Annotated in this window: 9 protein-coding genes; 8 read left to right on the top strand and 1 reads right to left on the bottom strand. The window is 70.6% G+C overall.

The genetic code is table 11. The features are described 5' to 3' along the window. The first annotated feature begins 193 nt into the window (after positions 1-193). From AQJ67_RS40930 to AQJ67_RS40910, 6 genes are all read left to right on the top strand, one after another. Positions 194-1681 carry an FG-GAP repeat protein gene (locus tag AQJ67_RS40930; protein ID WP_062724645.1) on the top strand — a complete coding sequence of 496 codons (1488 nt, stop codon included), beginning with the start codon at positions 194-196 and terminating at the stop codon, positions 1679-1681. Positions 1682-1848: 167 nt separating this feature from the next. After that, a complete protein-coding gene (locus AQJ67_RS40925; protein ID WP_062724643.1) occupies positions 1849-3408 on the top strand; it encodes an alkaline phosphatase D family protein in 1560 nt (519 codons plus the stop codon). Positions 3409-3668: 260 nt separating this feature from the next. Next, positions 3669-4367, top strand: a complete 699-nt coding sequence (locus AQJ67_RS46320) for a hypothetical protein (protein ID WP_244190770.1) — start codon at positions 3669-3671, stop codon at positions 4365-4367. A gap of 149 nt (positions 4368-4516) precedes the next feature. Continuing rightward, a complete protein-coding gene (locus tag AQJ67_RS40920; RefSeq protein ID WP_062724641.1) occupies positions 4517-6016 on the top strand; it encodes a bifunctional cytidylyltransferase/SDR family oxidoreductase in 1500 nt (499 codons plus the stop codon). Between the two features lie 117 nt (positions 6017-6133). Further along, entirely contained in the window at positions 6134-8236 is a 2103-nt protein-coding gene (locus tag AQJ67_RS40915) for a CDP-glycerol glycerophosphotransferase family protein (protein WP_244190769.1), read from the top strand. A gap of 229 nt (positions 8237-8465) precedes the next feature. Then, positions 8466-9692, top strand: coding sequence for a glycosyltransferase family 2 protein (locus tag AQJ67_RS40910; protein ID WP_062724637.1), 1227 nt, complete (start codon positions 8466-8468; stop codon positions 9690-9692). Here the strand turns inward: AQJ67_RS40910 and AQJ67_RS40905 are convergent. Then, entirely contained in the window at positions 9661-11706 is a 2046-nt protein-coding gene (locus AQJ67_RS40905; RefSeq protein ID WP_062724635.1) for a hypothetical protein, read from the bottom strand. The two genes, AQJ67_RS40910 and AQJ67_RS40905, sit on opposite strands and share 32 nt — an antisense overlap. Before the next feature lie 212 nt (positions 11707-11918). On the opposite strand from AQJ67_RS40905, the gene proB reads away from it, so the two are divergent. Beyond that, positions 11919-13046, top strand: a complete 1128-nt coding sequence (gene proB / locus AQJ67_RS40900; protein ID WP_079056502.1) for a glutamate 5-kinase — start codon at positions 11919-11921, stop codon at positions 13044-13046. Between the two features lie 248 nt (positions 13047-13294). Then, complete coding sequence (locus tag AQJ67_RS40895) at positions 13295-13759, top strand: hypothetical protein (RefSeq protein ID WP_062724631.1); 465 nt, start codon at positions 13295-13297, stop codon at positions 13757-13759. The last annotated feature ends 52 nt before the right edge of the window (positions 13760-13811 follow it).

Below are 13811 nucleotides of genomic sequence, written 5' to 3'. Positions count from 1 at the left end.
GCCGGCGCCCCCGCCCGGGAATCGCCGCCCCCAGGCCCCCGCCCCCACTGGCCGATTTGGTTAACGTCGAGAAAACTCCCGGCGTACCCCGGGGCAACCCCCTCGCTCCCCGGTGAGTCGTACTGGGCGGCGCGGACGAGGATCTTGAACCTCGCCGCGCACTCCAACCGCCCTTCCGATTCCCGGAGTCGACGTGGTCCCCAGAAAGCTCGCCCTCGCCACCGGTATCGCCGTCGCCCTCGGCGCGCTCACGGCACCCGCCGTCCATGCCACCCCCACGAACGCCCCGGCCGCCGCGCCGAGCGGCAAGCCCGCGCACGACGACTTCAACGGTGACGGCTACGCCGACCTCGCGGTCGCGGCGCCCGAGGCCACCGTCGACGGGAAGGTGCGGGCCGGGTACGTCGCCGTGGTGTACGGGTCGGCGAGCGGTCTTGACGCCGGCTCCAGGCAGGTGGTCAGCCAGAACACCCCCGGCGTCACCGACTCCGCCGAGACCGACGACGGGTTCGGCAGCGCGGTCAGCAGCGCCGACCTCGACCAGGACGGGTACGCGGACCTGGTCGTCGGCGTCACCGGCGAGGACTCCGTCGAGGGCGGTGCCGAGACCGGGCTCGTGCAGGTGGTCTGGGGCGGGGCGGGCGGCCTGTCCGGCGGCGCGCCGCTGGCGTACGGGCACGACACCTACGACCGGCTCAGCGCCCGGGCGCAGCTCACCGTCGGGGATGTCGACGGCGACGGGGCCGCGGACCTGGTCGTCGTCGAGGGCCTCGCCAACCTGCGGGTCATCAAGGGCCCCTTCGGACGGGACGGTTCCACGAGTGCCGGGGAGCAGATCGTCCACGACGACTCCGATCCCCGTTTCCTGGACCTGGCCTCCGGCGACGTGAACGGCGACGGCGTCGACGACGTCGTCGGCACCATGAACGACGGCGACGAGTACGACGCCCGCCGCGTCACGTACTGGCAGGGCACGCGGGACGGGCTCGCCGCGGGGGTCGTGCTGCGCGACAGCAGGGGCTGGCGGGTGCAGGGCGGTGAGTCGCTCGACCTCGGTGATGTGAACGGGGACGGGTACGAGGACATCGTGGTCGGCCGGCCCGTCGACGGCTACGACAGCGACGTCGACACCCCGATACCCCTGGGTGGCCGGGTCGCCTTCGTCCCGGGTTCCGCGAACGGGCCCGTCGGCACCAAGGCGATGTACGTCAACCAGGACAGCGCCCAAGTCCCGGGCGCGGCCGAGCGCTCCGACGGCTTCGGCTCCGACGTCGCGGTCGCCGACGTCGACGGTGACGGGTACGCCGACGTGTCGACGGGCGTACCCGGCGAGGACTTCGACGGGCTGAGCAACGCGGGCGGGGCGATCGTGCTGCGCGGCGCCGCGAGCGGCCTGTCAGGCACCGGTGCCACGGGCGTCAACCAGGACACCGCCGGCGTGCCGGGCGCGGCGGAGACCGACGACGCCTTCGGCCGCACCACCCATCTGGTCGACGGCGACGGCGACGGCCGCGCGGAACTTGTCGTCGGCGCACCGGGGGAGAACGCGAACGCCGGGTCGGTGTGGGTGTTCAGGTCGACGTCGGCCGGGGTCACCGCGACCGGGTCCGTCACCTTCGGAGCCGGGACCCTCGGCACGGTCGCCGCCAACGCGAAGCTCGGCTCCGGGTTCAACTACTGATCGACCGCCAGACCCGTTGTGGCAAGGGCACGTTCCCGTGCCATGACGGGTCTTCTGTTGTCTCCCTAGTTGTCATGCACGCGAAGCTCGCAGTTCAGCAGCCGGACCGCCCACGGGCGTGAGCATCCGAAGTGTCCAAGAGGCCAGCGAGGCAGGGGAGTTCGTTGATGACCGGTGTTTCCGGATCCGTATCGCCCGACCGACGCCGCTTTCTGACCGCCGGAGCGGCGGTGCTCGGCGCGGCGGCGTCCGCCCAGCTGTGGCTGCCGACCGCCGCCCGGGCCGCGGAAACCCCGCTGCCCGACGGCGTGTTCAGCCTGGGCGTCGCCTCTGGTGACCCGCTGCCCGACGGCGTCGTGCTGTGGACGCGCCTCGCCCCGGACCCGCTGAACGGCGGCGGCATGCCCGACCGCGCCGTGGCCGTGGAGTGGGAGGTCGCCGAGGACGAGCGGTTCAGAAAGCCGGTGCGCCGCGGCGTCGCCCAGGCCCGGCCCGAGCTGGGGCACAGCGTCCACGTCGACGTACGCCGGCTGCGCCCGGGCCGGACGTACTGGTACCGCTTCCGCGTGAGCGGGCAGATCTCGCCCGTCGGCCGCACCCGCACGGCACCCCACCCGGCGAGCTCCGGCGGCCGGCTGCGCATGGCGCTGGCCTCCTGCCAGAACTGGCAGCACGGCTACTTCACGCCGTACGCCGACATGCTGGACCAGGACCCCGACTTCGTCCTCTTCGTCGGCGACTACATCTACGAGTCGGCCCCGTCGGCGACGGGCGTGCGCCGGCACGAGGGCACGGGCGAGCCGTACAGCCTGGTCCAGTACCGCAACCGGTACGCCCAGTACCGCACCGACCCCGACATCGCCGCGATGCACGCGAACGCGCCCTGGGTGGTCACCTTCGACGACCACGAGGTCGACAACGACTTCGCCGGTGACATCCCGCAGGACCCGGACAAGCAGCCGCACGACGCGTTCGTGGCCCGGCTGACCGCGGCCTACCAGGCGTACTACGAGCACATGCCGGTCAGGGCGAGCGCCGTCCCGAACGGCCCGCACATCCAGATGTACCGCCGTCTGGAGTTCGGCCGCCTCGCCCGGCTCAGCGTGCTGGACACCCGCCAGTACCGCAGCGACCAGGCCACCAGCCAGGAAGGCGCCCAGGACTCCTCGCTCACCATGCTCGGCGCCGAGCAGAAGCAGTGGCTGCTCGACGGGCTGCGGCACTCGCCGGCCCGCTGGAACATGATCGGCTCGCAGATCATGATGGCCGAGACCGACCTCAAGGTCGGCGAGGGCAAGCTCTGGTACTACGACGCCTGGGACGGCTACCAGGCCGAACGCAACGCCCTGATGCGGGAGTTGAAGAAGGTCCGCAACCCGGTCGTGTTCTCCGGTGACCGCCATCTGACGATGATCAGCGACCTCAAGGAGGACTACGCCGACCCGAACTCGGCCGTCGTGGGCGCGGAGTTCGTCGGTACGTCCATCTCCAGCAACGGCGACCAGGACCAGGCCGCCTTCCACAAGGAGTGGGACCCGCGCCTGCCGGACAACCCGCACTGGAAGCTGCTCGACGCCCACCGCGGCTACCACCTCTTCGACATCCGCCGCGACGGCATCGACGCGCAGGTGCGGATCGTGGACACGGTGCGCCAGCAGGCGGCCACGCCGAGCACGCTGGCGAGGCTGCGAGTCGAGGCGGGGCGGCCGGGCGTCGAGGTCGTGTGACCCCGTAGCGGCCGGACTCCTCGTAACTCCCGTAACGGCTGGTGAGTGACCTGGGACTCATCCGTGTCCCAGGTCACTCTCAGCACAGTCTCAGGAAGCCCTCTTGCCGTCCTCTGACCATAGAGACGGACCCGGCACCCCATGGAGGCGGTCCTGGCCGCCTGCGCCCGCACCGGGATGATGGGCGACACCGCGCCGACCGAGCGGCACTGGGAGCGGTTCCTTGAGCAGGTGCGCGCCACCAGCAGAACGGTCTGCGCATGGGCTACGGGGACTGGCTGGAGCACATGCTTAGGAAGCCGCCGTACGAGAAGCCCAACCCCAGCTTCTGGCACCGGCACCAGCACCGGCACGACCGACTCGTGTCTTCGAGGCGCTGCTTGGGGCTGCCCGCGCAGCTGCTGAACCCCGTTCCGAACGCGGTGAATCGCTCGCTCACCCTCGCCGAGACCGAAATGCTGCGGAATCTTAATAAGGAATTCCGCGCCAATGAACTGCCCGCGGAGCTCTATTCACAGCTTGTTCGGAACGGCGCCGTGATGCGTATGAAGAACACGTGCGCCCCCGGTCCCAAAGGCGTGAAGATCCGGACCCCGCAGTGGGCCGTGGAGGCCGCCGCCGAGATCGGTGCGGAGATCGCGGAGCGTATTGACGGCACGGGCGTACGGGTCATCGGCGACATGCGCCTTTTGTCCGCAGTGCAGTTGTCCGCCACGCAGCACTCCGCGACCCGGTCCGACCAGGAGCGAGCCGCGCATCGCCCCCGAGGCCGCGGCGCAGGCGCTCTACGGGGCTCTCGCGGCGGCGGCCGCCGCGCCCGTGCGGCACACCGTGGCCGCCAAGTCGCGCACCGTTCACCAGGCGTCGTCGAAGGAACTCGTGCGGGTACTCGGCCATCGTTGCCTCAAGCGGCTACGGCTTCGCTGAGCCTGTGCCGTTACTCACAGCAATTACCGTGAACCGCCGCAGGGTCTCTCGGCAATGACCATGCGTACAAGGTGAATGACAGGTTGCGCGCACATATGCGGCCGGGGACGCTCACCTTGCACTGCGGTAACCCCAAGTGGGACCATTTCCAAGTTCCCAGTCGCCACAAGGTAGGTCACCTGTGTCCCAGCACATAGCCAAGCCCCGTACCACCGCAGTGATCCTGGCCGGTGGCACCGGTCAGCGCGTGGGTCTGTCGATCCCCAAGCAGCTGCTGAAGATCGCCGGCAAGGCAGTCATCGAGCACACGCTGACCACCTTCGAGAAGGCGGACTCGATCGACGACGTCATCGTGCTGATGGCACCCGGTTATGTACCGGACATCGAGAAGATCGTCGCAAAGGCCGGATTCACGAAGGTCAAGAAGATCATCGAGGGCGGCTCGACCCGGAACGAGACGACCGAGCGCGCCATCGACGCCCTCGGCGAGGGCCTGGCCGAGGGCGAGGACCTCAACGTCCTCTTCCACGACGCCGTACGCCCCCTGCTGTCACAGCGCGTGATCGACGACTGTGTCGTGGCGCTGGAGCGTTTCCAGGCCGTCGACGTCGCCATCCCGTCCGCGGACACCATCATCGTCACGCGCACGCACGGCGAGGACGGCGAGTTCATCACCGAGATCCCGGACCGCTCCCGGCTGCGCCGCGGCCAGACGCCGCAGGCGTTCAAGCTGTCCACGATCAAGCGGGCCTACGAGGTCGCCGCCGGCGACCCCAACTTCCAGGCCACCGACGACTGCTCCGTCGTACTCAAGTACCTGCCGGACGTGCCGATCCACGTCGTCGCGGGTGACGAGTACAACATGAAGGTCACCCAGCCCGTCGACGTCTTCATCGCCGACAAGCTGTTCCAGCTGGCCTCCACCGCCACGCCCGAGCAGGTCTCCGAGGAGGCCTACCGCGAGCTGCTCACCGGCAAGACCGTCGTCGTCTTCGGCGGCAGCTACGGCATCGGCAAGGACATCGCCGAACTCGCCGAGTCCTACGGCGCCACGGTGTACGCGCTGGGCCGCTCCACCACCGGCACCCACGTGGAGAACCCGGAGGAGGTCGACGACGCGCTGTCCAAGGCGTACGCCGAGACCGGGCGCATCGACTACGTCGTGAACACCGCCGGTGTGCTGCGCATAGGCAAGCTCGCCGAAACCGACAACGCCACCATCGAGGAGGCGCTGAAGGTCAACTACCTGGCCCCGGTGCAGATCGCGCGCTCCTCGTACAAGTACCTGTCCGAGACCAAGGGCCAGTTGCTGCTGTACACCTCCAGCAGCTACACCCGCGGGCGCGCCGAGTACAGCCTGTACTCCTCGACCAAGGCCGCCATGGTGAACCTCACCCAGGCCCTGTCCGACGAGTGGGCCGGCGACGGCATCCGCGTCAACTGCATCAACCCGGAGCGCACCGCCACCCCCATGCGCACCAAGGCCTTCGGCCAGGAGCCTTCGGGCAGCCTGCTCTCCTCCGAGGCCGTCGCCCGGACCTCCCTCGACGTGCTGCTCTCCGAGCTGACCGGCCATGTGATCGACGTCCGCCAGCAGGACCCGACCGCCCCCGCCGGAAAGGCGTCCGGCTTCGAGCAGGCGCTGGCCAGTGTTCTGGACCGCCAGGACGGCATGGCATAATCGGCAGTTAATAGCCTTATGGAATTCAGGCCTCTGCGATTCTTCGTTCACGAAGAATTCACAGGGGCCTGAGTCCTTCCCCCTTCAGACCGGCCCCTCTCCCTGAGCAGGTTCTCCGTGATATCCACCGCTATTCGCGTCGCCCGGGTGGGCAGCGCGGCCGAGCTGGCCGCGGCGGCCTTCATGATGCTGGGCTTCCCGGCACTCATGCTCGCCGCGCTCGTCCCGAGCGTCCCCGCCTTCGCGGCCGCGGCCGCCGTGACGTACCTGGCGGACCACTATCTGCACCGCAAGAGCAGCTATCTGGTCAACCGCCTCAGCAAGGTGCGGGCAGGTCTGTCGATCCGGTTCCTGATCAGACAGCTCCTGCTGATCCTGCTGCTGGCCCGGATCGGCCTCGCGGACGACCTGATCTACTACGGCGCCATCGCCTGCTTCATCGCCTTCTACGGCCTTCAGGCCCCGCACGGCGCGCTGGTCACCCTGATCCGCAACCGCCGCCGTATGCCGGTCGCCACCCGCAACATCGACCTCGCCTCGCGCATCCGCATCCCGGACGCCCCGCCGCGCGGACTGCTGCACCGCTCCGCCGAGAAGATGCTGCACCTCGACCTCGCGGCCGTCGCCGGCATCCTCGTCTCGGCGTCCCTGGAGTCGTCCGTGGCCGGCTTCGTCGGCATCGGCGTCACGGTCGGCGTGGGTTGCCTGTACGTACTGGCGCTCGTGCCGTACGTCCGCGGCGCGAAGGTCCCGCCGAACGCGGAGAAGGTCCTGGCCGCCGTCGACGCCTGGCTGGCCGAGTACCGGCCCGAGACGGTGCTGTACTTCTCCGGCTCCAAGGACTCCGCCTACCAGGTCAACATGTGGCTGGAGACCATGGAGCAGCTGGACTCCAGGCCGCTGATCATCCTGCGTGAGCGGGCCATCCTGAACAACCTGGCCCCCACCACGGTCCCCGTCGTCTGCGTGCCCGGCGGTGTGCACCTGATGAACCTGGACCTGTCCAACGTGCGCGTCGCGCTGTACGCGGCGAACGTCGGCAAGAACATCCACCTGCTGCGCGTCCCCACCATGAAGCACGTCTTCATCGGCCACGGCGACAGCGACAAGCTGGCCAGCGTCAACCCGTACAGCAAGGTCTACGACGAGGTGTGGACCGCCGGCCGCGCCGGCCGCGACCGCTACGCCATAGCCGACGTCGGCGTCCGCGACGACGACATCGTCGAGGTCGGCCGCCCGCAGCTGGCGCCGATCCAGGGCTGGAGCGGTGTCCCCGAGGGCCGTATCCCGACCGTCCTGTACGCGCCGACCTGGGAGGGCTGGGACGGCAACCCCGGCAACACCTCGATCGTGCTCGCCGGCGAGAACATCGTGAAGAAGCTGGTCAAGGCCGACCCGCCGGTCCGCGTCCTGTACAAGCCGCACCCCTTCACCGGCACCGTCAGCAAGGAGGCCGGCGCCGCGCACCGCCGGATCACCGCCCTGGTCGAGAAGGCCGCCGCCCAGCGCGCCACCGACGCGCGCTTCACGGCCGACGCCGCCGCGCAGACCGCCGCCAAGGCCGAGCTGAGCCGCATCGAGGCCCGCCTCGCCGAGCTGGCCGGCAAGGCCGCCGGCAACGGCAAGGGCGACGAGGCCGAGGCCACCCGTGACGGGCTGGTCGACGTGGCCCGGCACGAGGAGGTCGCGCGGCTGCGCGCCGAGTGGAACACCGCGTACTGGCGTTCCTTCCCCGGCCACGAGCACCGCGTCATCACGGGCGCCGAGCCGCGCCTGTACGACTGCTTCAACGTCTCCGACGCGATGGTCTCCGACATCTCCAGCGTCGTCTCCGACTTCATCGCCAGCGGCAAGCCGTACGCCGTGACGGACTCCGCCGAGCTGGGCGTGGAGGAGTTCAAGCGGCAGAACACCGCGGTGCGCGCCGCGACGATCCTGTCCAACAGCGCGGCCGAGCTGGGCGAGCTGCTGGCCGCCGTACGGGACCCGGCGGCGGACCCGCTGGCCGAGGACCGGGGCGACCTCAAGCGGTATCTGCTCGGCCCGGACGAGCCGACGTCCATCGACCAGTTCAACACCGCCGTGGCGAACCTCGCGATCAAGGCGGAGGCGCGCAACGTCGGCCAGGAGTCACGGACGGCGGCCGGAGCCGCCGAGGCCCAGCCGGGGGGCGTGCCCGCCCAGCGGGTCGTGACGGCAGAGGACGACGTGACGGCCTGACCCCGCGCGACGACAAACGGCGCGGCCCCCGAGGAGCGAATCCTCGGGGGCCGCGCCGTTTCTGGCGGGCCTCTTACGTTGCCCGATTAACGTGATCCCATGTCAGCTCCTGTTTGTGACCTGAGTCACGAAAACACAGGTTCTAGGCAACCGGTTGCATCGCTTGACCGTCTGACCAGTTGGCGAATGAGGCGATACGGGGGAGATATCCCGTTAACAAGGGGGAAACGTGACCGCTGCGCAGCCTGATGTGAGCGTGATCATCGGGGCGTACGAAGCGATGCCGTATCTGGTCGAGTGCCTGGCATCTGTCGAGGCACAGACCATCGACCCGGAGCGCATCGAGGTCATCGCCGTCGACGACGGTTCGACGGACGGGACGGGGGAGTGCCTGGAGGAGTTCGCGGCCCGGGTGGCGATGCCGGTGACCGTCATCCGGCAGGAGAACTCCGGCGGGCCCAGCGGCCCGCGCAACGTCGGCCTGGGCAAGGCGGCCGGGCGGTACGTCTTCTTCCTGGACGCCGACGACCGGCTGGGCCCCGAGGCCCTGGAGCGCATGGTCGCGATGGCCGACCGGAACGGCACCGATGTCGTGCTCGGCCGGGTCGAGGGCGTCAACCGCACCGCGCCCAAGTCGATGTGGGGCAAGACGCTGGACCGCACCGACGTCTACTCCTCCAACATCAAGTTCACGCTGAGCGCGCAGAAGCTGTTCCGCCGCGAGCTGCTGACCCGCCATCACATGCGTTTCGACGAGTCCCTGTGGACCGGCGAGGACGCGCTGTTCACGATGGAGGCCTACCTGCGGGCCGACGGCGTCTCCGTCATCGCCGACTACACCTGCTACTACCTGGTCGGCCGCGACGACGGCAAGCACGTGACGAAGAGCGGCGGTTACACCCTGCGCTTCGACTCCGCGCGCGCCCTGATGAACCTGATAGCCGAGCTCGTACCCGCCGGCGACCGCCGCGACCTGCTCATGGTCCGCCCGTTCCTCATCACCCTGCTCCCGCAGTTCGGGCCCAAGTACGCCAAGGACAGCGAGAAGGTCAGGCAGCACAAGCTGGAACTGGCGAAGCCCCTCATGGACGCCTACTGGACGCCGGACATCGCCCGCCGCCTCAAGGTCGAGGAACGCCTGCGGCTGCACCTGGTCGCCGCCCAGCGCGCCGATCTGCTGCTGCCCGTCGTGGAGTTCGTCAAGGCCAAGAAGCAGGCGGCGGCCCTCCTGGAGAAGAAGGGCCGCCGGGTCTACCTCGCCTACCCGTACTTCCGCGACGCGGCGGCGGGCATACCCGACTCGGTGTACCTCGCCGAGCCGCGTGAGGCCCGCGTCTTCCCGGGCTACCGGGAGGGCGGCGCGGACTCGTTCCTGCGGCGGGCGGTGCGCAAGGCGCGGCGAGTGCTGAGGTCCTCGGGCCGGGCTACGCCGGGTGGGCGGGCCGCCGCGGCGTGACGGACCGCCGCTGATCGGGGATCTCGGGGGCCTCCGCCGCCATGCGCTCGGCCATCCGGGCCCGGTGTTCCAGCGCCGCCGAACACAGCGACTGCACGGCCTCGTTGAAGCGCACCTGCGACGTCGGCTCGTCCGGCCCCAGCAGGTGGCGCTTCAACTCCGCCCGCGCCTCGATCAGTTCGTCCTTCTCCGGGCGCCGCACCGTGTCCAGCAGCTCCGGCACCCCGGCCGCGTCCGGCGTCAGCACGGTCGCCGCGCGCACGGTCGGGAAGGCCTTGCGGAACACGTCCTCCGCCAGGCCGCTGGTGTTCGCCACGGCATACGGCTTCCCGCTCGCCAGGAAGTCGCTGATCACGCTCGACACATCGCTGATCAGCAGGTCCGCCTGGTTGTAGCAGGCGTACAGCGTGGGCCTGACGTCGGTGACGATCTGGTGCTCCCACTCGGGCAGCGACGCCCAGTACGCCTCCTCCCAGGCGGCCGTGGCCCGCGCCACCGCCTCCGCCCGCCCCGGCTCCGGCGCCGACTGGTGCAGCATCCGCTCCACCTGGTCGGCGCTGGCCCGTCCGGCGATCGTGGTCAGGTCGTCCAACTCCGCGGTCAGGCGGGCGAGTTCCTCGCCGCCGCCCGGCCGCTCCCCGGTCCGCTCCCGGTTCGCCGCCCTGATCAGCTCGCGGATCCGCAGATCGGCCGCCCCGGCCCGCGGATCCACGGACCCCGTGAGCGGGTGCGGCTTGTACAGCAGCCTTACGGCCGGGTCCGCGAGCAGCGCGCGCACGAGGTTCTCGCCTGCCTCGATCACCGAGGTGTTGCCGGGATTGCCGTCCCAGCCCTCCCACGTCGGCGCGTACAGCACGGTCGTGCACGCCCCGGCCGGCGCGCCCTCGTACGGCCGTACGCCGTCCAGCTGCGGGCGGCCGATCTCCACCACGTCCTTGTCCTCGACGCCGACCTCGGCGTACGCGTACCGCTCACGCGCCGCCGGACCGGCCACCCACACCTCGTCGTAGGCCTTCGCGTACGGGTTGCAGGACGACAGCTTGTCGCTCTCCCCGTGGTTGACGAAGGTGTGCTTGAGCGTGGGGATGCGCAGGACCTGGGAGGTCTTGCCGGAGTTCGAGGGGTGGATGAGGACCTGGAGCGAGGACTCCTCCAGCCGCATCAGCGTGGAGACCTTCGGCAGACACAGGATCGGGACGTCGGTCGGCGCGATCTTCTGCACCATGAACCGCTCCCGCAGCACGATCAGCGGCCGGCCGTCCAGCTTCGCCAGCGGCTCCAGCCACATGTTCGCCTGGTACGCCGAGGACGCGCCGCCGGAGAAGTAGAGCCCGACCGTCGGCCGGTACTCCGCCAGCCAGGCGTCCAGCCACTCCAGCGACTCCCGCTCGCTCGCCGGGCGACGGCTCGGCAGCAGCCGTACGAGAAGGTCGTACAGGCCGAGGAGGGCGAGCCCCAGGGACAGCGCGATGCCGAGGGCCCCGCAGCGGGGGTCGTCGGTGGCCGCCGTGGCCAGCAGGCCCGCCGTGGCCGGGAGGCCGAACACCAGCAGCCGGTGGGCGGGGCGGCGCAGCAGGACCGACGGGGCGGCGGACAGGCGCAGGGCGGAGGCGTCGATGTTGCGGGTGACCACCGGCAGCGTGCGGGTGCGGCGGACCAGCACCGAGACCGCCTGGATCGCGCAGTGCAGGGCGTAGAAGGCGAGCAGCCCGGCGACGAGCGGCGTGTACAGCGTCTCCCGGTGCTGCTCGCCGAGCCGCAGCAGCGCCACGACCAGCAGCAGGTCCCGCAGCACATGCCGCACGGTGATGTCCGCGTGCGACTTGGCGAACACCGACAGCACGCCGCGATGCCAGCGGTACAGCACGCCCTCGACGGCCAGGGACACGACCGTCGCGGCGAGCAGCAGCGGGACGTGCGGACGCAGCGCCGCCACGGCCTGGGCGCAGAAGGACGCGGCCAGCAGAGCCGTGACGAGCGCTCTGGCCGGGATGCGGGACAGGGGTACGGGCAACGCGGTCACTCCAAGGTCGGCGCGGGACGTCGTGCGTCCGGGTTAACGCGCGGCGGCCTGCAGACGACACGCATGTGTCCCAAGGGCCCGGCGGCGGGCGCGGACGGTCACCGCCGCCCTGTCCGGGGGCTGGAATCCCCGCGCGCCGGACGATCCACTTCGCGTAGATTGCCGAGCAGGCAACCGGATGGACGCGAGGGGAAAGAGCACAGGTGGCAGGGGCAAGGCAGGGTGTGCGCGAGGCCCGCAGGATCGTCGTCAAGGTGGGCTCCTCGTCGCTGACCACCGCCTCGGGCGGCCTGGACGCCGACTGCGTGGACGCGCTCGTCGACGTCCTCGCCAAGAGCCGAAGCGGCGGTGAGAAGGAGGTCGTCCTCGTCTCCTCCGGCGCCATCGCCGCCGGACTCGCCCCGCTGGGCCTGCGCCGCCGCCCCAAGGACCTGGCCCGCCAGCAGGCCGCCGCCAGCGTCGGTCAGGGCCTGCTCGTCGCCCGCTACACCGCGTCCTTCGCCCGGCACGGCGTCCGCGTCGGCCAGGTGCTGCTGACCAGCGACGACATGAGCCGCCGCGCCCACCACCGCAACGCCTCGCGCACCCTCGACAAGCTCCTCGCGATGGGCGCCTTCCCGATCGTCAACGAGAACGACACCGTCGCCACCGACGAGATCCGCTTCGGCGACAACGACCGCCTCGCCGCCCTCGTCGCCCACCTCGTCCGCGCCGACCTCCTGGTCCTGCTGTCCGACGTGGACGGGGTGTACGACGGCGACCCCAGCAAGCCGGGAACCTCGCGGATAGCCGAGGTGCGCGGGCCGGAGGACCTCGCCCACGTCGAGATCGGCAGCGCGGGCAAGGCCGGCGTCGGCACCGGCGGCATGGCCACCAAGGTCGAGGCGGCCCGGATCGCGGCCGCCGCCGGTATCCCCGTGGTCCTGACCAGCGCGATCCACGCGGCCGAGGCGCTGCACGGCGGCGACACCGGCACCTACTTCCACGCCACCGGCAAGCGCTCCGCCGACCGTCTGCTCTGGCTCCAGCACGCGTCCACCCCGCAGGGTTCGCTGACGCTGGACGACGGCGCGGTCCGGGCGGTCGTCGAACGCCGCAAGTCGCTGCTGCCGGCCGGCATCGCCGCCGTCGAGGGCGACTTCAGCGCGGGCGACCCCGTCGAACTGCGGGACACCACCGGGCGCGCCGTCGCACGCGGGCTCGTGAACTTCGACGCCAAGGAGATTCCGCAACTGCTCGGCCGTTCGACACGGGAGCTGGCGCGGGAGCTGGGCGCGGAGTACGAGCGGGAGGTCGTGCACCGGGACGACCTGGTGATCCTGGAGCCGTAGCCACCTCCCGAAAACAGGGGGAACGCCCCGCTTCAAACGTCGCCCTGAGGTGGACGTTCCGCGCCGCATTGCCCCGGGGGCCAACCCCCGGACCCCCGGCCGAAAACAGGGGGAACGCCCCGCTTCAAACGTCGCCCTGAGGTGGACGTTCCGCAAAACCGCCCCGCGAGCCCGTGCGGCCTGCTCAACTTTGTCTCAGGGACATTCCGCACGACCACCGAGTCGGTCACTGCGTAAAGGAGGCCGTCGTGAGACGAGTGCGCCCTGGGACGGCGTCCCGCAGTGCCGGTGGGGCCTCGTCCCGCGCGGCCGGTGAGGAGCGCGCCTTGACGAGCGTCGCGGCCGGCGACCGGTACGAGGAGCCCAAGGACCTGCCCCGTCTGTGGCACGTCACCCTCAGCGTCTCCGGCCAGGAGGCCCCGCTGAAGGAGGTGCGGCGCGCCCTCGAACAGCTCGCCCACGACCACCCCTTTCTGCTGACCAGCCGGTACGCGGGCGACCACGCCGAGATCCGCTACTGGGAAGAGGCCCGCGACCTGCACGACGCGGCCGCCGTCGCCCTGCGCCTGTGGGGCGAGCACCGGCAGAGCGCGGGACTGCCGCCCTGGGAGATCGTCGGCCTGGAGGTCATCGACCGCGAGACCTACCACCAGCGGATCGCGGAGGGGTACGGACTGCCTCCGGCGAGCCCGGTGGGAGTACATCCCTATTGACCGGCCTTGAGTGACCTGCGGTCCTTGTCTCGGGGTTTGGAACGAACGCTGG

It is taken from the genome of Streptomyces caeruleatus, assembly GCF_001514235.1.
GTDB lineage: Bacteria > Actinomycetota > Actinomycetes > Streptomycetales > Streptomycetaceae > Streptomyces > Streptomyces caeruleatus.
The sequence above is the reverse complement of the archived record's forward strand: the minus strand, read 5'-3'. Positions and strand labels throughout refer to the sequence as shown.